The sequence below is a fragment of the Rhodococcus sp. OK611 genome (genome assembly GCF_003050885.1).
GTDB classification, from domain to species: domain Bacteria; phylum Actinomycetota; class Actinomycetes; order Mycobacteriales; family Mycobacteriaceae; genus Rhodococcus_G; species Rhodococcus_G oryzae.
The window spans coordinates 212,509-233,470 of sequence record NZ_QAOZ01000005.1 but is presented as its reverse complement, the minus strand read 5'-3'; the positions used below and the strand labels follow the sequence as shown (position 1 = coordinate 233,470).

The window sequence follows — 20,962 nt, the reverse complement described above, 5'->3', positions numbered from 1 at the left end:
CCAGTCCTCGTCCGTGACTATTTGGTGTCGACGTTGTCGACGATCCATCGGTCGCCCTCACGGACGAGAGAGACCACCATCCGGTACTTCTGGGAGTTGCCGTCGGGCGAGACGACGTTCTTCGCCTGCTGGTCCACGAAGACGAGCACCAACGCGGATGAGTCGTCGATGCGCTCGACCGCCACGTGGTCCGCGGTCGCGGTCGCCTGGCCCTTGCCCTCCGTGACGATCTGCGCGAGCGCGTCGACCATCTGGCTGTACTTGTCCGCGAAGGCCGGGGTCGACATCTCCATGATCGCGTCCCGGTTCGCATCCAGGCTCTGGAAGTCGAACGAGGACATCGCCACCGAGTACTCCCGCGCGATGTCGACCGCCTCGGCGCGTAGCGCGTCGACGTGCCGGGCACGGAGTACCTGGATCGTCAACACCGCCGTCGTGGCGAGCAGCGCGAGCACCAACAGCAGCGCCACGAGCGCCGACGGTCGACGCAGCGAAGCGATCGCGCGACGTGGCGGCACGGGCCCGATCTCGCTCTCCGCGGTGGGCGGGGGTGCGTCGGACTCCCGCGGCGTAGTGGCTGTGATGCTGTCGGTTGTCATCGTCCGAGATCCTCCAGAAGCGATTTCCAGTAGTTCAATGCCTCGACCCCGGTGGGGATGAGGATCGGGTCGGCGACAACGGGGGGACCGATGGGGGTCCCCGGCGTTGTGGCGTTCTGCAGGCCCAGCTCGTCGGGACGGGGTGCGTTCCTGGCGCCACGCTGAGCGATGTTCGATCCCGGCGGGCAGTAGTAGGTGAGATCGGTTTCGGTCGGACTCACGTCGCCGACCGCCCTGCGCACGGTGTCGTAGCTGCAGACCGGCCCCTGCGTGGCGACGAGAGCGAAGTTCGCCCGGTCCCCGGTGACGATCGACTCCAGCTTGCCCAGGCCCTGTGGAATACCGACGAGACCGGCAGCGAGGGCATCGCTGCGATCCGAGATGATCGGCTCCACGGTCACCAGGTTCGCGAGCACGGCCCCGAACGTGTCGTGGTAGCGGTCGAACAGGGTCCTGGCATTGCCGAGCGCCTGCGGGGAGGTGTCGGCGAGGTAGACGAGAACCGGCGCGTTCGAGTCGAGCTGCTCGGTGAAGTTGCGCGCGGCCGCCATCCCCCGCCCGAACGAATCGGACTGTCCCGCCATCGCTCCGACCAGACTCGTGGTCCGCTCGAGAAGGGCCTTAAGCATCGGAGCCTGCTCGTCGAGCTGAGCCGACAGCCGATCACCGTGATCGATCATGCTCGCCATCGCCGGACCGAGACCGTCGAACGACGCGCCGAGCTCCGTGCCGATATCGCTGACCGCCTGCGGATCGATGTCCTCGAGCAGTCGGGCCGCCTGCAACATCATCTGACCCATCTGGACCGGCTGCGCGTCGGCGGGCGCGGCGAGCTCGTCACCCTCCGCGAGGTACGGACCCAGCTCGGTGTTGGGGAAGATGTCGACGTTCTGGATTCCCGCGGCTGTCCCCATCCCGACCCGGGCGACGCTGTCCCGCGGGATCAGGATCCCCGGGTCCAGGTCGAACTCCACACGGGCACCGCGGATGTCGGGGTCGAGCGACACCCCCGCCACCTTCCCGACCGTGACCCCCCGGTAGGCGACGCTGGTGCCCGCGGTGAGCCCGAGCGCGTCCGTCATCGTGGCATGCACCCGGACCGGGTCCCCGAACGCCTGCGGCCCGAGGACGTAATTGATACCGAACGGGATGACGATCGCCGACGTGAGGGCGAACAGCACCAGCTGGACGAGCACCAGGCGTCTCATCGGACACCACCCGGGACCGGCGCGGACAGCGGGACACCGCCGGTCAGCAGCGATGTCAGCGTGCCCGCGGGCGGGCTCGCGGCGCCGCCGGGCAGCGCTCCTCCGGTGATCAACTTGTCGATGCCCCCCGGGATATCGAGCGCGCCATCGAAGTTCAGGTAGTCCCCGTGCACCGAGCGCCCGAAGTTCCCCAGGAAGGTGTTCATGTTGTCCAGCGTCGTGGCGATCCTGCCGTTGACGCTGTTCAATGCCCCGATCACCGTGCCGGCATCGGCAAGCATGCCGTCGATGCCCTGCGGCGACGCAGCGAGGATGGCGTCGGTATTGGTCGCGAGCGCGGTCGTCGAGGCGAGCAGCGACGCGATGGAATCCCGTTGCTGCGTGAGCAGTTCGACCGCACCCGGCATCGCGTCGAGGTAGCCGTCGACGACCCGTTGCTGATCTGCCAGCTGCTGCGAGACCCGTGCAGCGAGGTCGATGGCGGCATCGAACTCGCTCTGGTTGGCTGTCGCGCCCGCCATCAGCGAGGCCAGCGTGTCCATCAGTCCCCGAACCTCCCCCGACCGGCCCGCGAACGCCGTGTTCAACTCGCCGACGACGGTCTGCAGTTGACTCAGCCCGCTTCCGCTGACGATCGTGCCGAGGGTGGCCAGCGCACTCTCGATCTGCGGACCGATCGTCGTGCGGGACTCGGCGATGACATCGCCGTTCCGCAGCGGCCGCGATGAGGGCTGCGTGGGTTCGGTGAGCCGGATGAACGGGTTCCCCAGTGCGGACGGCAGTTCCACGGACGCCTCGACGTTGTCCGGCAGTTCGGTCGCGAGTTCGAGACTCAACGAGACCCTCGCGCCCACCGTGTCGGTCGCAAGGCCCGCGACGCGACCGATCACCTTCTGCCCACCCCGCACATCGGCACCCGGCAGCAATCCATCCGCGGTGGCGAGCTGCAGCGTGACCGTGTAGCCGGGACCGTCCGCCGAGCGGCCAAGCGGCAGGTCCGCGATGCCGACGCCACAGCCCGACAGGAGCAGACTGCCTGCCAGCGTGGCGCAAGCGAGACCCACCGACGTGCGGCGCATCAATTCCCCCTCGGCGCCTGCGCGGCCCCGGTGACCGCCGAGACGATGCCCAGCGGGTCAGACGCACTGACCGGGAACGAGATCGGATTGGTGAACCCGGCCCCGGTACACAGCGGCAGCGGGTAGGCGTCACAGAGCGGCTTCGCGACAGCGAACTGGGTCAGCGACGTCGAGACGTTCAGCCGGATCCGGCCCCGATTGTCGGGCCCGACGGTGTTGGAGAGGTTCTGCATCAGCAGCGGCACCACATCCATGAACTCGGCGAGGCCGGCCTGGTTCGCGGCAAGCGTGTCGCCGAGCACCCGCGTGTTCTCGGCCATCGTGCCGACATCGTCTCCGTGTCGGGTCATGAAGGCGTTGACCTGATCGAGCACCACGCGCAGGTCCTGCAGCGGACCGGCGATGTCGATCTTCCGCGCCGACCATTCGTCCCCGAGCTCGCCGAGGTCAGCGACGAGGGAGTCCAGGCTCACCTGACGGGCATCCAACGCCACCATCAGCGTGTTGAGGTTGCGCACGAGCGCCCCGATGTCCTCGGCCCGCGCTCCCACCACTCCCGTTGCCGCACTGAGGCTCTTGATGGCGGAGTTGAACTGGTCGCCGTTGCCGCGCCAGTTGTCCGCGACCTCGGTCAACAGGTCGCCGGTGCTGCCACCAGGCCGGTCCGGTACACCGCCACCGAGGGCATCCGCGAGCGTGCTGATGCTGCCCATCAGCCCGTCGAAGTCGATCGGGGCGTGGCTGCGTTCCATGGGGATCTCGGCACCGTCCGCGAGCATCGGCCCGCCACCGTAGGTGGGTCCGAGTTCGACGTGCCGGTCGCTGATCACCGACGCGTTGAGCACATAGGCACTCGCGTCTGCGGGCAGCTCCACCTCGCCGGGCACCGTCATCGTCACACGCACCGAGGTGCCCTGCGGCTGTACCGCGATCACCGACCCGACCGGGACTCCGAGCACGGTGACCTTGCTACCGGGGTAGATCCCGTTGGCGTAGCTGAAGTTCGCGTACACCGTCTTCGAGTCGTCGGTGCGGGCGAAGACGAACCATCCCGCCGTCACCAGCGCGACGGCGAGTGTCAGCGCGGTCGCCACTCGCGACCATCGGGCGGCGGTCATCTGCACCCCTGCATCACTCCGAGGGAACACAGCATGTTGTCCGGGATCACCGCGGCAGGCGCGTTGACATCTGTCCAGGCCCCGTTACCGGTCGCATCGGTCGCGGATCGGAGGGCGGGTGGCAGCCGGTCCATCAGCACCTCGATGTTGCCCGCGTTCGCCTTCAGCGTGTCGGTGATCGACACGAGGTTCGTGACCAGCTGTCCGAACTCCTCCTGATGGTCGGACATCGAGGCGGACAGGGTCGACACCACCGCGCTGAGGTTGTCCACCAGTTCGGTCAGCGCCTGCTTCCTGACGGCGAGGATCTGCACCACGGTTTGCGCGTTCGACATCGTCGTCGCCAGCGAATCACTCTGACGGACAACGAGATCGGAGAGCGAACGGGACATGACGAGAAGTTCGTCTATTTGCTGCCCATTCTCGGCGAACGCGGCCGATGCGCCGCTGAGCCCGGCGAGGGTCTTCCCGAGTTGGTCCGAATCGGCGGGCATGATCTGGGACAGCGTGGTCATCATCGCCTGAATCGAGTCGACATCGACACCCTCGGCAGCCGCCGTCGCGTCCCTGCTGACGTCGTCGAGGCTGTACGGAACGGTGGTGCGGGAGCGCGGGATGACGGTGCCGCCGTCGTCTACCCCGGCGGGCACGATCTCGAGGTACCGTTTGCCGAGTACCGTCTTGAGCCGCACGGTTGCGGTGCTCTGATTGCCGAGCGGCTGCTGCTTGTCCAACCGGAAGTCGACCCGGACGTGGTCACCCGACAACTCGATTCCCTCCACCCGGCCGGCGGGGACCCCTGCCACGTAAACGGGGTCACCTCCGGACAACCCGGCGGCGTTGTCGAGTTCGGCGACAAAGGGACCGGTCCGCGCCAGATACCACGCCTTCGGCGCGCCGATCGCGATCCCGAGGCCCGCCACCAGTGCGATGATCCCGAGGGCGCCCAGCACCATCGGCGTGCCGCTGCCAGGCCGTCGCTCGCCGGTGAACAGAAACCGCGTGGCGCCGACGACCACGTCGATCAGCTTCACCAGGAACATCATGAGCACACCGGCGAATGCGTGCTGCCGAAGATGTTTGCTTCCACATCGCCCGCCTTCAGGGTGAAGTTGCAGAGGTAGAGATTGACGAATCCGCCGTAGCTGCCCATCCGGTTGATCGCGGCCCCGAACTCCGGCATCTTGGCCACGAAGGCGTTGAACTCGTCGGTGCTCGCGACCCAGCTGTCGGTCACCGCCTTCAGATCGGTCACGGACCTCCCGAAGGCCCCGTTGGACCGGGCCATCGCCTGCGCCATCTGAGCGACCGCCCGGTTCCCGTCGCCGAGCAGTGCGATCAGTTGGTCGCTGTTGCCGGCCACCGAAGTGCTCAGCCCGCTGAGCCCCGCGAGCAGCTGCTCGAGCTGAGGGGCCCTCGCTTCGACCGAGCCGAGCAGCGAGACCAGGTTGTCGACCAGCTGCTCGATCACGTCCTGCCGATCGACCAGCCCGGTGCTGAGCGAGCCGATCTGTGCGAGCAGGGTGGCGATCGTCTGCCCCTGTCCGCTGAAGGTCTCGACGAATCCACGGGTGAGGGTGTTGACCTGGTCGGGGGCGAGCGCGTCGAACAGCGGACGAAACCCGTTCATCAGAGCGGTCAGGTCCACCGGCGGCGTGGTCTGCGCGACCGGGATAAGCCCACCCGGTTCGAGGGCGGCCGGGCGCTGCCCGATCGCCACGGTGTCGATCGCGGCGCCGTCCGGTTGGGTCAGCGCGATATAGCGCGCGCCCAGCATGTCGCCGTATCGGACCGCGGCGGTGACGTCCGTGGCCAGTCGGTGCTCCGATTCGACCTCGATCCGGACCACGGCCTTGCTGGTGCCGCCGCCCGCGTCGGCGAAGTCGATGGTCTCGACGCGCCCAACCCGAACACCCGCCATGGTCACCGGGTTGCCTGGGCTCAGGCCCTCCACGTCGGTGAATTCGAGCGTGTACCGGTCGGTGGCGCCGCGCACAGGAACCGTCAGCGTGTTCACCACGAACGACCCGCACAGCAGGCCGGTCAAGCAGAATCCGACGGCCTTCAGCGCGGGCACCCAACCGATCTTCATCGGACGGTCACCTCACTGCCGCGCACCATCGGTCCGAGCATGACGACGGTGGCCGGGTTCGGGACGGCATCGGGGTCGGCGGTCGCGCGATTCTCGCGCAGGCCGGCCTCGAGAAGGTTCAACACGGGGGCCTCGCGTCCCACATCGACCACGGCCTGGCGTCCCGGTTGGGCGGACAAGACCTGGGCCCCACCGCAGTCGGCGCCGTACTCGTCGCCGTAGCGCGGGCAGTCGGACGCCGTGTACGGCAGCGGGCCCTGAAAGGTCGGCACCGCGGTGATGTTGAACTTTCCCGTGGCGAACACCCGAGCGCCCGCCGCCCCGAAGGTCTCGGCCCCGGACAGCGTGTCGACCAGGCCGGCCGGGTTCGCCGCGGTGGTCGCGAGGATCGTGCCTGTCGAATCGACCACGGTGATGATCTGATCGCGCTGCTCGCCGACGAACGACGCCGCCACCGAGGCGAATCCCGCCGCGCTCCCGAGCATGGCCGCCACCTGATCGCCGTGATCGACCATTCGCTGCGATACCGATGTCGCCGCGGTCAGGGTGGCGAGCACGTCCGGTGTCGCCGTGTCGAGCGCCGCCATCACCGAACGGAAATCGGGAGTCGCCCCGACGAACTGCTCGGCGGCGGGGCCGAGCGTTCGCGATGCCGAGCCGAGCCGGTCGACGATGCGGCCGACCGTCTCCCCCCGCCCGTCGAGCGCCTGGCCCAGCGCGGTCAGCGCGGTCTGCATCTTCTGAGGCTGCATGTGGTCGAGGACGTCGACCATCTTCGTGTAGATCCCGTAGAGGGCCACCGCGTCCGGACCGGCATCGACAGCGATCGCGTCACCGTCCGCGAGCGCGACCCCAGCCAGGGCGTTCGGGTCGTCGACCAACTGGATGTAGATGTCCCCGAAGAACGTCCGGGGTACCACCCGCGCTCGGACCGAGGACGGCACCTGCCCGATCGCGGCGGCATCGATCTGCAGGCGGACCACGGAAGACTTTGTGCCCGATTCGATTCCGGAAATCCTGCCGATATTGACACCGGAATAGCGCACCGGCGCCTCACCGGTGATCAGGCCCGCCGACGCGGGAATGGCGACAACCACCTCGGGATCGCGCTGCAGGTTCCCCGATCCGCGTAGCACCAGCGTCACCGCGACGAGCGCACCGACGAGCACCGCGACCGCCCCGCGCAGCGCCAGCCACCCACGCGATCGTCCCGTGAACTGGTCCACCTCAGACCCCCATTCCGGGGATCTCGGGGACCAGGCCCCACAGCGCGAAGGTCATCAGCACATCGAGGATCCCGATCGCGAGGATCGCGGTGCGCAGCGCGCGGCCCGCGGCCTGCCCGACCCCCGCGGGTCCGCCCGAGGCGTAGTAGCCGTATGCGCAGTGCACCAACGAGACCACCGCGGCGAAGACCACCGCCTTGAGTGCGGCGTAGACGAGGTCCTGTGGGGACAGTGCCAGGTGGAAGAAGTAGTCGTAGGTACCCGCGGAGGCACCGCCCCAGAACACGATCACGAGCCGCGTCGAGAGGTAGCTCGCGAGCAATCCGACCATGAAGATGGGGAGGACGCAGACCATGGCGGCCAGCACCCGGGTGCCGGCGAGGAACGGGATCGAGCGAATTGCCATCGCGTCCAGCGCGTCGATCTCATCCGAGATCCGCATCGCGCCGATCTGGGCTGTGAATCCGGTGCCGACCTTGGCCGCCAGCGCGATGGCGACCACGACCGGTGCGAGCTCGCGGGTGTTCGCGATGGCGGAGAGCATTCCCGACATCGTCGTCATCCCGACCAGTTCGAGACCGCGCTGCGTCTCGACGCCGAGCATCATCGCGGCGGCGAGGGACATCGCGAACACGATTCCGATGGTGCCGCCCCCGGACAGCACCGAATTGGTACCGAAGCTGACCTCGCTGATCTGACCGAGGACATGCTTGCGATACCTCGTGAGCGCGAACGGGATCGATGCGACGGTCCGCGCGTAGAAGGTCACGTGCCTGCCGACGTCGACCAGAGCCCCGTAGACCGCTCTGGCGGGCACGGTCGACTGACGCCGGACGCGGACCATCGTGTCGAAGCCGACCATCAGTAGGACCCCACGGCCGGGACGATCACGGTGTAGAGCGCGGAGAGTGCGGCGTTGACGATGAACACGAGGGCGAAGGCGATCACCACCGCCTCGTTGACCGCATCCGCGACTCCGCGGGGCCCAGCCTTGGTGTGCAAGCCCTTGAAGGTCGCGACCAGGGTGGACGTGAGACCGAAGACCGCCGCCTTCACCAGCGCCATCACGAAGTCGGACATCCGTCCGTACTGGCTGAAGGTCGACATGAACGTTCCGGCCGGAAGATGTTGAACATAAATGTGATAGAGGTAGCAGGCCATCACGCCGCCGAAGGTCACCATCGAACACAGCGCGAGCGAGACCACCACCGCCGCGACCAGCCGGGGCGCGACCAGTCGCTCGACGACGTCGATGCCCATGACCTCCATGGCATCGATCTCCTCCCGGATCTTGCGTGACCCCAGGTCGGTACAGATCGCCGAGCCCGCCACGCCCGCCATCATCAGCGCACACACGAGCGCGGCGGCCTGCCCGACGATGATGAATGCCACCACCGCACCCGAGTACCCACCCGCACCGATCCGGCCCGCGAGCTCGCCGACCGACACCGCGATGAACACGCCGATCGGGATCATCAGCAGCAATGAGGGGCCGGTGCTGACCCGGCCGATGAACAACGTCTGAGTGATGGTCTCGTGCAGGGACAATCGGCGGCGGAACAACGCTCGGGCCGATGCCACGAGCGAGAGAACCGCGAATCCGATCAGGTACCCGCCCTGGTTCGCGACGTCACGAACCGGCCCCTTGGCGACCGGTAGTTCGTATGTCATCGCCAGAGCCCCCTCTCAACCGGTTCGCGGTCGAAACCGCGGACGTCGAATGTGTGAAGCCTCTCACGGCTCGCACTCCGTCGCAAGGATTAAGTGAACGATGATTCTCATATAATTCGATGAGAGGTCCTCGCCGGGAAGCCGCCAATGGGGACTCTGTTGATCCTCTATACCAATGGATTACGTGTCATCCGGTACGACTTCTACCGAAAAGCCGTGTTAGTGAATATTCCGCTCTATCGCGTCGAGCAGGGGACCGGAGGTCCCGCGAAGCGAGAGCGAGGCATGGACGACCCTCCCCGTCGTCCATGCCCCCGAGCGGGTGTCAGCCCGCTCTGACCGACATCGATCCGTGGCCCTTGCGCAGCTCGCCCTTGACCACCTTGCCGCTGGCGTTGCGCGGCAGCGCGTCCACGATGACCAGCTCCTTCGGGTGCTTGTACCGGGCCAGCCGACCATCGAGGAACTCGGACAACTCGCCGAGGGTGAGATCGTCACCCCGCAGCGCCACGACGGCGACGGGCACCTCACCCCACCTGTCGTCCGGTCGCCCGATCACCGCCGCTTCCAATACCTTCGGATGTGCGAACAGCGCGTTCTCGACCTCGGCGCAGTAGATGTTCTCCCCACCGGAGATGATCATGTCCTTCTTCCGGTCGACTACGAAGATGAACCCCTCCTCGTCCTGCCGAACCAGGTCTCCGGAGTGGAACCAGCCGCCCGCGAACGCATCCGCGGTGCCCTGCGGGTTCCGCCAGTACTCGCGCATCATGGTCGGTCCCCGGTAGACGATCTCGCCGACCTGCCCCGCGGGCACGTCGTTCATCTCGTCGTCCACGATGCGTGCCTGGATCGTCGGGATGACCTTTCCGACCGATCCCAGCTTGCGCACCGCGTCCTCGCCGTCCAGAACACACGTGATCGGCGACATCTCGGTTTGCCCGAACACCGCAACGTTGACCGCGTCGGGAAAGGTGTCCGCCATCGCGTGCAGTACCACGTCGGAAGCCGGCGCAGCACCCCAGCTGATCACCCGCAGGGCCAGATCACGCTGGCGGACAGTCGGTTCCGCGCACACCGCCTGCCATTGCACCGGCACGAGGAAGGCTGTGGTGACCCGCTCCGCCTCCCATACTTCCAGCAGTTCCGTTGGGTTGAATGCGCCGAGCGGATGGATCACCGTCGGCACTCCGAGCACGAGGGACGGAGCCATGCTCCCGAGCGCGGCGATGTGGAACATCGGCGAGGCACAGAACCCGACGTCGTCGCCACCCGACATCCGCAGGGCCCGGATACAGGTCAGGGCCTGCGCCTGCATGTTCGCATGCGAGAGGACCGCCCCCTTGGGGCTGCCCGTCGTGCCGGAGGTGTACATGATCAGCGCGGGGGTGTCCTCGATCAGGTCGATCGGCGCGTGCGCCGCGCCGTCCTCGTCGACCAGTTCTTCGTAGCCGAGCACGCCGTCCGCGCCCGGCTGCCCCACGACGACACAGGTCGACAGGGCAGGAACCTGAGCTCGCACAGCAGCGACAAGGGGCGCCAGCGGTACGTCGGTCAGGACCGCGGTCGCGCCGCTGTCGGTCACGATGAATGCGATTTCGGGCGGAGTGAGTCGGAAGTTGACCGGGACCGCGATGGCGCCGAGTGAATTGACGGCGAGGACCGCCTCGAGGAATTCGGGGCGATTGAGCATGACGAGCAGAACCCGGTCGCCGAACCCGACACCTCGCCGGGCGAGTGCGTCCGCGAACGACTCCGAACGCAGGTGCAGCTCGGACCACGTGGTGGTGGCCCCCTGGAAACGGAGCGCCACCGCGTCTGGCCTCATGGCCGCGTGGGTGGCGACCTGATTGTTCCAATGGTTCCTACGGGCCTGCAGCGGCTGCGAGAGCAGATCATCGCTGAGCGACATCCTGGTGTTCCTTCCCTGTCACGGTGTGGCTGGCTGACGTACCCTCACGGATGCGCCCAGTATGGCAACACGCGATCCAGCGCGAGGCCTTTTTGTTAACACAGATTCGCATCGAGAAAGCCAGCCCTGACTGGACGTTTGTTCAATCAGGGCCCGGGCCGTCCGGGATGCACGCCGGGCAGGCCGTGTCGTGCCTCAGCGGCCGAATTCGGGCGCCCGGCCACCGAGCATCGCTGCGACACCTTCCCGGAAATCGGGTGCCGCCAGAAGTTCGATCTGGCCCTCGGTTTCCCGTTCGAGCGTCTCGTCGATTCGGGCGAGGGTGGTGGTGGTCAGCGCGCGTTTGGTCAGTTCGATCGCGCGCCGGGGACCGCGGGACAGCTTGGCCGCGACCGCTCGCACATGAGACGACAGTTCGCCCTCGGGGAGCACCCGGGCGATCAATCCGGCGGCTGCGGCGTCCGTGGCTCCGAGTTTCCTCCCGAGCAGCGCCATCTCGCTCGCCCTTGCCCGCCCGATCGCCGCAGGGACGAGCAGACTCGATCCGCCGTCGGGCATCAGCCCGACGTTGACGAAGGCCAACAGGAAGTACGCACTCGGCGACGCGAATGCCAGATCGGCCGCGAAGGCAATGGACGCACCGACTCCGGCCGCCGCCCCGTTCACCTCCGCAATCACCGGGATCGGCAGGGTGAGGGTCGCCCGGACCACCCGGTTCGCCGAGTCCATCACGACACGCGGGTCCGCCTCGGGACCGTCGGCCGCCGCGGCGAGGTCGGCGCCGGTCGAGAAGGCCGCGCGCGCTCCACCGATCACCACGACCCGGACCGACGGGTCTTTCGCGCGCCCGGTCAGCAGGTCGCCCATGGCGTCCATCGTCGCCAGGTCGATCGCGTTCATCCGCTCCTGCCTGTCGATGGTGATCCGCAGGATCCCATCCCCGAATTCGACCCGCAGCCCGGCGATCACCTCGAGCTCGGGGGTCGCCGTCATCGGAGGGCCCCCACAGGTCGGGACACGGTCATGCTTCCCCTTTCGATTCGGCGCACATGCCGGCGGTCGACGTGCGGGCCACGGCCGGCCCGCGCCAGTGAGCACGCTCACACTGTGCGAATTGCGGTTTACTTTTATGTACCCGTCCGACGTTGTCAATAGCGAATACCGTTGCTAGTCCGGACTTTGCGATGGCGATCTACGGGGAAGCGTCGGCGTCGGCACCGGAAACCCGAATTCGCTTTCGGGCCGAAGCCACCAGGCTCTCGGTTAGGATTGCTGCGACCGAAGTCAGGAGACGTCGATGCCCCAGACGACCACCGGCCGGCCGGCTTCGGCCGCCGCGCCCGTTCGGCGACGACCGAAGGACCGCAAGGCGCAGATCGCCTTGGTGGCGGCGCAGGCCTTCAGTGAACGGGGCTATCACGCGGTCGGCGTGGACGACATCGCCGCCACTCTCGGTATCTCCGGCCCTGCCCTCTATCGCCATTTCCCCAACAAGTACGCCTTGCTGGTCCATGCCGCGATGGGAACGGTCGGCGCCCTCCGATCGGCCTCCGATGCCGCCGCCGAGTCCGACGATCCGGACCGCACCCCTGAGCTCCGGTTGGATTCCGTGCTGCGAGCACTGATCGTGACGACCGTCGAAAGCCGCAAGACCGGTGGGCTCTACCGGTGGGAGGGCCGCTACCTCCGACCCGACGACCGGGACCTGATGCGGACCGAGTTCGTCGCGGTGACCCAGAACGTCGCGGGGCCGCTGCGCGAGTTGCGACCCGACCTCGCCGAACGCGAATCGGTGATCCTCGCTGCAGCCGCGCTCAGCGTGATCGGGAGCATCACTGCCCACAGCGCCGCGCTGGCGAACCGCAAGATCGAGAAGCTCCTGCTCGGCACCGCGTGGGGCGTGTTGAGATGCGACCTGGCCGGCGCGCCGCCCGCGACGACGACGATCGACGATCCCGCCGCACAGCGCGGACTCGCCGTGACCTCCAAGCGTGAACTACTGCTCGCGGAGGCGGTGAAGATCTTCCACGACCGCGGCTATCACGAGTCGAGCATCGAGGAGATCGGCGCCGCAGCGGGCATCAACGCATCCAGCGTCTACCGACACTTCCCCAGCAAGGCGGACCTGCTGGCTGCCGCATTCCACCGGGCAGCCGATCGCCTGGCCATGGCGACGGCCGCGGCGCTCGCCGCCTCCACCGACCCGGACGAGGCGCTTAGTCGACTCTCGGCCACCTATATCGACCTGGCATTCACGCATCCCGAGGTGCTCTCCGTGTACTTCTCGGAGATAGGCAACCTGCCCAAGCAGGAGCGCACCAACCTCCGCAACGTGCAGCGCCTGCACGTCGAGGAGTGGGTCCACCTGCTCACCGCGGTACGGCCAGAGCTGTCCGCGGTCGAGGCCAGGTTCCTGGTGCACGCGACTCTCGGCCAGACCCTCGACGTGGGCCGGCTACTCCATTTCGACACCGGCGCACAGGCCCGCGGCCGGATGCAGACCCTCATGCTGACGGTGCTGCACAGCTGACCGGCCGCGAGCCGTCGCCTCAGGCCGTGGCGCCGCTCATGATCGCCGATTCGAGCTCGTCGTACGACTCGTGCAGCAGTTCGACGTATCGATCGTCGTCCGGCAACTGCAGCGGATCCGCGGTGACGTTGATCGTGAGGACGTCCCCGACGCTGTCGACCCGGTGCGCAAGACCGGCGAGCCCCGAGAGCGGGCACAGGCCGAAACTCGCGACCACCGTCGCATCGCCGAGCTTCATGTCCGCCGGCCCCTTGGGCACGTTCGAGACGAGCGCGTTCCCCAGGCTGACAGTCGACGACTCCGGCTTGGGCAGCGCGCCGAGAACCGCAAGGCCCGCGCGAAGGAGGGCGCCGGGAACGGCACCGGGGAGCTCATCGAGCGTCAGCGACGCGGGAGTGGTCGTGCGGACCCGTTCCTCGAGGACCGAATCGTGGATCTCCCGCACCCGCTCGACCGGATCCTCGGTCTCGGTGTGCAGATCCACGTACATGGTCACGAACCGGTTTCGCGACGTCGCCTCCACTGTCGAGCGGGTCGACATCGGGACCCCAGCACCCAGCGAACCGGCAGGCACCTCGCCTGACGCGTGCAGGTAATTCCGCATCGCCCTGCCGATCACGGCGAGCACCAGGTCGTTGACCGTGACCTCGCCGAGCCTTACCTTCATCGCACGCAGGCCGCCGAGCGGGAGTATCGCGGTGTTGAAAACCCGGTCAGGGCCCAACGGCTGGTTGAGCGTCGTGCGCGGGCGAACGGCGGTGGGCGTCCGGTACAGCCCCAGATCGCTCCCGAGTTGCATTGCACGCTGCGCCGAGCGCGCCCTGAGGAGTTCCTGTGCGAGCCGACCCAGATTCCGTGGGGTCGATCCGAGCGCCCGCGCCAGCATTCCGACCTGCGACGGCGGCGCGGCCGGGTCCACGACCTCGACGATTTCGTCCTGCTCGTCCGGCTCCGCCGCGAAGAGGCGGCGTGCGATCGCGGCGCTCAACATGCCGTCGGCCGCCGCGTGATGCAGCTTCAGCGCCGCCACGGTGGCCTCACCCGCGATGCCATCGATCCCGCGGACGCCGGAGATCACGTGGAGTTCCCATGGCGGCCTTGACTCGTCCATCGGGCTCTGCAGCAGGTCGGCGAGCAACGTCCGCACGTCCTCCCAGCGCTCGGCCGTGTGGAAGACGAGGTGATTGTCGACGGAGAACTCCGGGTCCTCCGCCCAGTACGGATGGTCGAGGTCCAACGGCACGCGGACAACCCGCTGTCGCAGGATCTCCATCCCGCCCGCGCGGTCCGCGATCCACCGGGTGATCTCGGCGGGATCCGGACGTCGATCCGAATCACGTTCGGCCACAAAGGCATACGCGGTCATGGTGGCCTGTTTGGCCTGTTCCTTCTCCACGTACAGAAATACGGTGTCTCTCGGATGCATCTGCTCCATGTACCGCCTCATCCCCAACACGCGCCGCTTCACCCCGAGGCGACGCTCCCGATGTCCAACCGTACCGGCGAACCATTCCCGAGGCAGATCTGGTCCCTTAGCTCGGCAAACGACTCGAGAAGGAGTTCGCGATAGCGGCGGATGTCGGCCAACTGCACTGGATCGGCGGTGACATTGACGGTGAGGGAGTTGCCCACCGAGCCGATGGCGTGGGCCACCCCGCCCAAACCCACGAGCGGCGCGAGGCCGAAGCCTGCGACCACGGTCGCATCGCACAGGCGCAGGTCCGCACCGCCACTGCGCACGCTGCTGACCAGAGTGTTGACGTAGTGGATCGAGTCCGCCCGTCGCTTCGGCCGTCCGTAACCGATCCGCAGCGCGGCTCGAATCGCCCATCCGGGTATGACCCCGACGACATCGCAGGAAGCCGCAACGGCCTCGGCCGGAATGCTCAACCGCTCGCGCTCCTCCAGGACCGACCGATGGATCGCGCGGGCCCGCGCGATCGGATCGACCGTGGCGGTGTGCAGGTCCACCGCCATCGTGAGGAACTGATTTCGTGACTCGGAGGCGCGGGTGCGGCGGATGGACATCGGAACCGCGGCGGCCAGCGAACCCGCAGTCGGGCCATCGATCTCGTGGAGGTACCTCCGCAACGCGCCCGCGATCACCGTCAGTACGAGGTCGTTGACGGTGACCTCGCCGAGCGCGGCCTTCATGTCCCGCACTTCGTCGAGCGGGAGGAACGCCACGTCGAACACCCGATCGGGGCCGAGCGGCTGGTTGAGCACGGTCCGCGGCCGCTTCGCGACGGGCAGGGTGTGCGTGCCCTCCTCGCGCTCGACCAGGAGTCGGTGGCGCGTCGCGCGGAACTCTCGCAGGCCGCCGACGAGCTCGCCGACCTTGCGCGGGCACGCTCGGACGGCGGAGGCGAACAGACCGGCCGGGGCCGGTATCTGCAGGGCGGCGACCGGCCCGCCGGGGCGAACAGCCGGAACCGGGCCTGCCGCGAACAGCGTCCTGGAGATGGTGGTGCTCAGCTCGCCGTCCGCCATCGAGTGATGGAACTTCATCACCGCGACCGTGGCCTCCCCCCCGACGCCGGGGATACCGCGGACCCCGGTGACGACGTGGAGTTCCCACAGCGGCCTGGACCGATCCATCGGCTGCTGTACGAGCTGCGCCATCCATTCGCGCAGCTCCTGCCATCCCGAGCCGTCATGGAAGAAGAGGTGATCCTCGACGGAGTGCTCGGGATCCTCGACCCAGTAGGGATGGTCGAGGTCGAACGGGACGCGGACCAGTCGTTGGCGCAATACCGCGATCCCGCGAGCGCGGTCGGAGATCCACTGGGCGATCTCCCGGCGATCGGCCGGGTGAGCCTGCGAACCATCGGGGACGAACGCGTAGGCGGACAGAAAGGTCTGCCAGGCGACGGGACGCTCCACATAGAGGAACACCGCATCCCTCGGATCGACCTGCAGCACGTAACTCCCCGTTCGTCGACCCCTGCCGGCGCGACGGTACCGTTTGACACTAAGCCCCGCGCATCGAGGCTCCCGCAGCGCGGGACGACGCGCGTTCCCCGCCGGTCAGCCCCGACCGTGGTTCTGGTCCACTCCGAGATCGCTCGGCCGGTAGCCAACCGGGTATCCGGGATAGGTCCGGTTGTGCGGGTCCCTTGCGGCCTTCGACCTCCTGCGCGGCGGCAGCAGCCGGACAGCCTTGGACCGGGCAACCAATCCGCGCTGCGCGACGCCCGTCATCCAGGCCGGTGCGGCCGGGAACCCGAAGGCCGAGCGCATCTGCTGATCCAGCATCGCGTAGACCCCCTGACGCACGGCAGGCCGAAGCGGACGGGGGAACCACGCACAGAACAGGTCCCGGGTGTAGACGCCGATCAGGTGATTGTCCTCGGTGTACCGGAAGCGCTCGGCCTCGTACTCGATCTTGAACCGGTAGAACTCCTGAAAGTCCTCCGGGATGTCCTTGATGCCCATCCGCAGTCCGACCTCCCGATAGAAGAGGAAGGAGGCAAGCCGTTCGTTGGGGTGCAGTGGGCGCCATCCGTAGCGGTCGATCCAGTCCAACGGATCGAAGGCGAAAGTGCTCAGCACGTACAACATGTCCGAATTGTCGATGTCGTACTTCGAGTGCATCCGGTTCACCATTCGCAGCGACTCCGTGCCGCGGGGCGAGTCGTAGCCGTGCTCGACGAGTTCTGCCATCAGCAGCGCGGTGTCGTCATAGCGCTTCTGCGGCCGCTTCTCGAACTCCCCGGTCCGGCGCAGCAATGCGGAGATCGTCGGCACGCAGTAGGTCCGGAACAGCGCGAACTCGAGCGCGCGCTGGTAGTCCCACGGAAACTCGAAGCCGGCGGTGATCCGATGGATCTCGTGGTTGTCCGTTGCCGGATCGAGTTGCTCGATCCGGTGGAGCCAGCCATACCTGCCGCGCGGTCGGGACGGGTTCTCGTTCACCAGCAACATGGTGCCCTCTCAGCTCCGGCCGTGCCGCGTCTTGAGCAACCACGCGGCGATCTTCATGTCCCGGGGTTTACGTTCCATCGACAGCAGGTTCAACGGCGCCCGGTACTTCTGCCGGGCAACCGACTTGGCGCGGCTGAACTCGCGCAGTCCGTCGGCGCCGTGGATCCGGCCGAAGCCCGACTCCCCCACCCCGCCGAACGGGAGCGCGGCCACGCTCGCGAATCCCAGCACCGAGTTGATCGTGACCACTCCGGCTCGCAACCGCTCGGCCGCCTCCACCGCCCGCCTGCGGTCACCGGTGAAGATCGAGGCACCGAGTCCGTACTTGGAGGCGTTGGCCGCAGCAATCCCCTCGTCCAGGTCCGCGACCCGATTGATCACCACCGTCGGACCGAAGGTCTCCTCCCGGACGGCGCTGCTGTCCTCCGGAACATCGACGAGGATCACCGGTTCGACGAAGGGCCCGCGGATCGACTCCTGGCCGCCGAGCACCGCGCGACCGCCCCTGGCGAGGGCATCGTCGATCTGCCCGCGCACCACCTCCGACTGCCGTGCCATCGTCATCGGCCCATACGAGGAGTCCGGGGCACCGCCGGGTCGCAACCGCTTGGCCTTCTCGGTGACCTTCTGCACGAACGTGTCGAACACCCCGTCCGCCACATAGATTCGTTCCACGCCGACACAGGTCTGGCCCGCGTTGCCCATGGCGCCGAAGACGGCGAAACTCGACGCCTCCTCCAGATCCGCATCTGCGTCCACCAGCATCGCGTCCTTGCCGCCGCACTCCGCGACCATCGGGGTCAGGGTCTCCGCGCACAAGGCCATCACCTTCTTGGCGGTCGGCGTCGAACCGGTGAACGCGACCTTGTCGACCCCGGCCCTGCAGAGCGCGGTCCCTGTGCCGCCGTCACCCGTGATCACCTGCAGCACAGGCTGGTTGGGGACGAGCGCTTGCCACTTGTCGGCGATCCACACTGCGACACCCGGCGTCAGCTCACTCGGCTTGAAGACCACCGCGTTGCCCGCCGCGAGTGCGTACGAGATCGAACCCATCGGCGTGTACAGCGGATAGTTCCACGGCCCGATCACCCCCACCACGCCGAGCGGCTGGTATCGGACGGTCGCCTCCTGATTGGCGCTCACCAACCCGGCGGGCACCTTCTTCTTGCCGAGCACCTTCGTGGCGTTGCGGGCGGCCCAATCCAGGTGCTCGACGGTGAGCATCACCTCCAGCAAGGCGTCGCCCGGCGGTTTCCCGGTCTCGCGGGAGATCACGGCAGCCAGGGCCTGCGCGTCGGATGCAATCGCCGTCTTCCAGTCCAGCAGCCATCGCTTGCGTCCGTCGAAGCCCAGCGACTCCCACCACCGCGCGGCGGGGCGAGCCCGCTCGACGACCCTCGCGACCTCGTCCGCATCCGCGACCGGGTAGCTGGCGATGACCTCGTCGGTGCGCGGATCCAGCGACTCGATCACCCCCGCCCCCGCGGGAGACCCGGCTGTCTCGGTGAGCTCGTGCTTCTTGGCCGCCTGCTGTGGCATGGACAGTTCCCTCCGTCGCCGATCGCCTCTAGATACTTCGCATCAAATATATTTGATGTGATGTAGTGTTATGGACATCACATTAGGCGGCGGCAGGCCCGCCGACAAGACCACATCGACACTGATCCCCCGGCGCGCACCGTGCGCCCACCCAACCAGCGGGAGCCAACGAAGATGAGCGTTGAATTCACCACGGAACAGAAGGCATTCGCCAAGGCCGTCACGGACTTCTGCAAGCGCGAGGCCGGCACGCGCGAGAAGCGCGATCAGTTGACGGATCACGGCGCGCACAATCACAACCAGGGCGTATACGAGAAGATGGCCGAGCTGGGCTGGCTCGGGCTGACCATCCCCGAGGAATTCGGCGGCTCCGACGCGACCATGGTCGACATGTGCATCCTGCTCGAGCAGACCCAACGCGGGATGTTGCCGATCGGCGCGATCGGGCCGACGCTCATCACCGGCGGGGCATACGCCAAGTTCGGCACCCCGCAGCAGAAGGACGAGGTGCTGCGCGGCATCGTCCGCGGTGCGTCCCAGTCGATCTCGATGTCCGAGCCCGAGGCCGGCTCCGATGTCGGGAACCTGAGCACCAAGGCCGAGCAGACCTCGGACGGCTGGCTGGTCAACGGCCAGAAGACGTGGTGCTCCAACGCCCACATCTCGGAGAACATCCTGCTCGTCGCGCGTACGAGCCGCGGCGAGAACAAGCACGAGGGCATGACCATGTTCCACGTGCCCGCCCGCACGGACGGCCTGAAGATCAGCCCGATCGAGCTGATGGGCGGCCAGAAGGAGACGAACGACCTCTACTTCACGGACTGCGTCCTCCCCGCGGATGCGGTGGTCGGCGAGGTGGGGAACGGCTGGCGTCAGCTGATGACCGGACTGAACTTCGAACGGCTGATCCTTGCCGCGATGATCCTGGGGACCGCGGAGCGGGCCTTCGACGACACCCTCGGGTACATCACCCAGCGCAAGCAGTTCGGCCGGCCGATCGGCAGCTTCCAGTCGCTGCGGCACCGGATGGCGGACCTCGCCACCGAGATCGAATGCACCAAGCTGCTCGTCTACAACGTCGCGCGCGAGGCGGACGCCAACCCGGACAAGGTCCTCGCCCGAGAGGCCTCGATGGCCAAGCTGAAGGCGACGGAGACCGCCAAGCGCGTCGCCCTCGAGGGCATGCAGATGATGGGCGGGTACGGCTACGCCACCGAGTTCGACATGGAGAAGCACGTCCGCGGGGCGCTGGTGTCCACCATCTTCGGCGGGACCAGCGAGATCCAGCGCGACATCATCGGCAAGACGTACGGCTTGTAGCCGCTGGCAGGCGTTTAAGCTGATTGCCGTCAGAAGGAGACTCGATGACCTCGTCCGCCACACCACGCCCCAAGGAGGCGCGCGCGCTCCGTCGCCGCCCCCAGCTCTCCGATGACGTCGCGGTGCACGTCCGCAACCTCATCATGTCGGGCGGGGTGCGGCCGGGCGAGTTCATCCGTCTCGACGAGACCGCCGCCGAACTCGGGGTCAGCGTCACCCCTGTCCGCGAGGCCCTGCTGACACTGCGCAGCGAGGGCCTCGTGGAGCTGGTGCCGCACCGTGGGTACGTCGTCGCCGCTCTCAGTCGTGGCGACATCAACGACGTCTTCTGGCTGCAGGGGCAGATCGCCGAGGAGCTGACCTCGAGGGCCACCGCGGCAATCGACAAGGAGACCCTCGACGAGCTCCGCGCCATCAATGTGAAACTGGCACGTGCCGTGGAGGATTCGGATGCGGCACGGATCGAGGACCTCGAGTTCGGCTTCCATCGGATCCTCAATCGGTTGGCGGGTTCCGCCAAGCTCTCCCGGTTCCTGCTCAATGCGACCCGGTATACGCCGGTGCACTTCTACTCGGCGGACCACGGCTGGGGCGATGCCGCCATCGCGAGCCACGACCGGCTGATCGACGCGATGGCCGTGGGGGACGCCGAGGAGGCCGGGCGCGAATCCCGGGCGCACTTCCTCGACGGGGCGCAGCGACTGATCAGCCACCTCGAAGACGTCGGGATCTGGGACTGACGGT

At 67.5% G+C, this 20,962-nt stretch carries 18 protein-coding genes; 3 read left to right on the top strand and 15 right to left on the bottom strand.

What is annotated here, in order from left to right:
• Positions 1-17: 17 nt before the first annotated feature.
• From C8K38_RS08335 to C8K38_RS08285, 11 genes are all read right to left on the bottom strand, one after another.
• A complete protein-coding gene (locus tag C8K38_RS08335) occupies positions 18-599 on the bottom strand; it encodes a mce associated protein mas1a (protein WP_179800493.1) in 582 nt (193 codons plus the stop codon).
• Positions 596-1,807, bottom strand: a complete 1,212-nt coding sequence (locus tag C8K38_RS08330; RefSeq protein WP_097211066.1) for an MlaD family protein — start codon at positions 1,805-1,807, stop codon at positions 596-598. Before C8K38_RS08330 ends, C8K38_RS08335 begins: the two co-directional genes overlap by 4 nt.
• Positions 1,804-2,886, bottom strand: coding sequence for an MCE family protein (locus C8K38_RS08325; RefSeq protein WP_097211065.1), 1,083 nt, complete (start codon positions 2,884-2,886; stop codon positions 1,804-1,806). Before C8K38_RS08325 ends, C8K38_RS08330 begins: the two co-directional genes overlap by 4 nt.
• Positions 2,886-4,004 carry an MCE family protein gene (locus tag C8K38_RS08320; protein WP_097211064.1) on the bottom strand — a complete coding sequence of 373 codons (1,119 nt, stop codon included), beginning with the start codon at positions 4,002-4,004 and terminating at the stop codon, positions 2,886-2,888. The genes C8K38_RS08325 and C8K38_RS08320 overlap by 1 nt, the downstream gene beginning before the upstream one ends.
• The gene (locus C8K38_RS08315; protein ID WP_097211107.1) at positions 4,001-5,047 is read right to left on the bottom strand and encodes an MCE family protein; all 1,047 of its coding nucleotides are present in this window, start codon (positions 5,045-5,047) and stop codon (positions 4,001-4,003) included. The genes C8K38_RS08320 and C8K38_RS08315 overlap by 4 nt, the downstream gene beginning before the upstream one ends.
• Entirely contained in the window at positions 5,047-6,096 is a 1,050-nt protein-coding gene (locus C8K38_RS08310; protein WP_097211063.1) for an MCE family protein, read from the bottom strand. Before C8K38_RS08310 ends, C8K38_RS08315 begins: the two co-directional genes overlap by 1 nt.
• Complete coding sequence (locus C8K38_RS08305; protein ID WP_097211062.1) at positions 6,093-7,322, bottom strand: MCE family protein; 1,230 nt, start codon at positions 7,320-7,322, stop codon at positions 6,093-6,095. Before C8K38_RS08305 ends, C8K38_RS08310 begins: the two co-directional genes overlap by 4 nt.
• A 1-nt stretch (position 7,323) precedes the next feature.
• Positions 7,324-8,184, bottom strand: a complete 861-nt coding sequence (locus C8K38_RS08300; protein WP_097211061.1) for an MlaE family ABC transporter permease — start codon at positions 8,182-8,184, stop codon at positions 7,324-7,326.
• Positions 8,184-8,993: an MlaE family ABC transporter permease gene (locus C8K38_RS08295; RefSeq protein WP_097211060.1), complete on the bottom strand. Its 810-nt coding sequence runs from the start codon at positions 8,991-8,993 to the stop codon at positions 8,184-8,186. Before C8K38_RS08295 ends, C8K38_RS08300 begins: the two co-directional genes overlap by 1 nt.
• A 325-nt stretch (positions 8,994-9,318) precedes the next feature.
• A complete protein-coding gene (gene fadD5 / locus C8K38_RS08290) occupies positions 9,319-10,905 on the bottom strand; it encodes a fatty-acid--CoA ligase FadD5 (RefSeq protein ID WP_097211059.1) in 1,587 nt (528 codons plus the stop codon).
• A 195-nt stretch (positions 10,906-11,100) separates the two neighbouring features.
• Positions 11,101-11,898, bottom strand: a complete 798-nt coding sequence (locus C8K38_RS08285; protein WP_097211058.1) for an enoyl-CoA hydratase — start codon at positions 11,896-11,898, stop codon at positions 11,101-11,103.
• A 304-nt stretch (positions 11,899-12,202) separates the two neighbouring features.
• Here C8K38_RS08285 and C8K38_RS08280 point away from each other — a divergent pair, with 304 nt between their 5' ends.
• Complete coding sequence (locus C8K38_RS08280; RefSeq protein WP_097211057.1) at positions 12,203-13,435, top strand: TetR/AcrR family transcriptional regulator; 1,233 nt, start codon at positions 12,203-12,205, stop codon at positions 13,433-13,435.
• A gap of 19 nt (positions 13,436-13,454) precedes the next feature.
• On the opposite strand, the gene C8K38_RS08275 is transcribed toward C8K38_RS08280, so the two are convergent.
• From C8K38_RS08275 to C8K38_RS08260, 4 genes are all read right to left on the bottom strand, one after another.
• Positions 13,455-14,870: a wax ester/triacylglycerol synthase domain-containing protein gene (locus tag C8K38_RS08275; RefSeq protein ID WP_179800492.1), complete on the bottom strand. Its 1,416-nt coding sequence runs from the start codon at positions 14,868-14,870 to the stop codon at positions 13,455-13,457.
• Positions 14,871-14,899: 29 nt separating this feature from the next.
• Positions 14,900-16,357: a wax ester/triacylglycerol synthase domain-containing protein gene (locus C8K38_RS08270; protein ID WP_097211055.1), complete on the bottom strand. Its 1,458-nt coding sequence runs from the start codon at positions 16,355-16,357 to the stop codon at positions 14,900-14,902.
• A gap of 105 nt (positions 16,358-16,462) precedes the next feature.
• The gene (locus C8K38_RS08265) at positions 16,463-17,359 is read right to left on the bottom strand and encodes an oxygenase MpaB family protein (protein ID WP_097211054.1); all 897 of its coding nucleotides are present in this window, start codon (positions 17,357-17,359) and stop codon (positions 16,463-16,465) included.
• Between the two features lie 9 nt (positions 17,360-17,368).
• On the bottom strand, positions 17,369-18,898 hold the full coding sequence (locus C8K38_RS08260; protein WP_097211053.1) for an aldehyde dehydrogenase family protein: 1,530 nt from the start codon (positions 18,896-18,898) through the stop codon (positions 17,369-17,371).
• 174 nt (positions 18,899-19,072) lie between these two features.
• Between C8K38_RS08260 and C8K38_RS08255 the strand changes: the two genes are divergently transcribed.
• Both C8K38_RS08255 and C8K38_RS08250 read left to right on the top strand, forming a co-directional pair.
• Positions 19,073-20,218: an acyl-CoA dehydrogenase family protein gene (locus tag C8K38_RS08255; RefSeq protein ID WP_097211052.1), complete on the top strand. Its 1,146-nt coding sequence runs from the start codon at positions 19,073-19,075 to the stop codon at positions 20,216-20,218.
• A 44-nt stretch (positions 20,219-20,262) separates the two neighbouring features.
• Entirely contained in the window at positions 20,263-20,958 is a 696-nt protein-coding gene (locus tag C8K38_RS08250; protein WP_097211051.1) for a GntR family transcriptional regulator, read from the top strand.
• Positions 20,959-20,962 lie beyond the last annotated feature (4 nt).

Coding starts and splice junctions, on each gene's coding strand:
- C8K38_RS08335 (WP_179800493.1), bottom strand. CDS start 599: ATGACAACCGACAGCATCACAGCCACTACGCCGCGGGAGTCCGACGCA.
- C8K38_RS08330 (WP_097211066.1), bottom strand. CDS start 1,807: ATGAGACGCCTGGTGCTCGTCCAGCTGGTGCTGTTCGCCCTCACGTCG.
- C8K38_RS08325 (WP_097211065.1), bottom strand. CDS start 2,886: ATGCGCCGCACGTCGGTGGGTCTCGCTTGCGCCACGCTGGCAGGCAGT.
- C8K38_RS08320 (WP_097211064.1), bottom strand. CDS start 4,004: ATGACCGCCGCCCGATGGTCGCGAGTGGCGACCGCGCTGACACTCGCC.
- C8K38_RS08315 (WP_097211107.1), bottom strand. CDS start 5,047: ATGTTCCTGGTGAAGCTGATCGACGTGGTCGTCGGCGCCACGCGGTTT.
- C8K38_RS08310 (WP_097211063.1), bottom strand. CDS start 6,096: ATGAAGATCGGTTGGGTGCCCGCGCTGAAGGCCGTCGGATTCTGCTTG.
- C8K38_RS08300 (WP_097211061.1), bottom strand. CDS start 8,184: ATGGTCGGCTTCGACACGATGGTCCGCGTCCGGCGTCAGTCGACCGTG.
- C8K38_RS08295 (WP_097211060.1), bottom strand. CDS start 8,993: ATGACATACGAACTACCGGTCGCCAAGGGGCCGGTTCGTGACGTCGCG.
- fadD5 (WP_097211059.1), bottom strand. CDS start 10,905: ATGTCGCTCAGCGATGATCTGCTCTCGCAGCCGCTGCAGGCCCGTAGG.
- C8K38_RS08285 (WP_097211058.1), bottom strand. CDS start 11,898: ATGACGGCGACCCCCGAGCTCGAGGTGATCGCCGGGCTGCGGGTCGAA.
- C8K38_RS08280 (WP_097211057.1), top strand. CDS start 12,203: ATGCCCCAGACGACCACCGGCCGGCCGGCTTCGGCCGCCGCGCCCGTT.
- C8K38_RS08275 (WP_179800492.1), bottom strand. CDS start 14,870: ATGGAGCAGATGCATCCGAGAGACACCGTATTTCTGTACGTGGAGAAG.
- C8K38_RS08265 (WP_097211054.1), bottom strand. CDS start 17,359: ATGTTGCTGGTGAACGAGAACCCGTCCCGACCGCGCGGCAGGTATGGC.
- C8K38_RS08260 (WP_097211053.1), bottom strand. CDS start 18,898: ATGCCACAGCAGGCGGCCAAGAAGCACGAGCTCACCGAGACAGCCGGG.
- C8K38_RS08255 (WP_097211052.1), top strand. CDS start 19,073: ATGAGCGTTGAATTCACCACGGAACAGAAGGCATTCGCCAAGGCCGTC.
- C8K38_RS08250 (WP_097211051.1), top strand. CDS start 20,263: ATGACCTCGTCCGCCACACCACGCCCCAAGGAGGCGCGCGCGCTCCGT.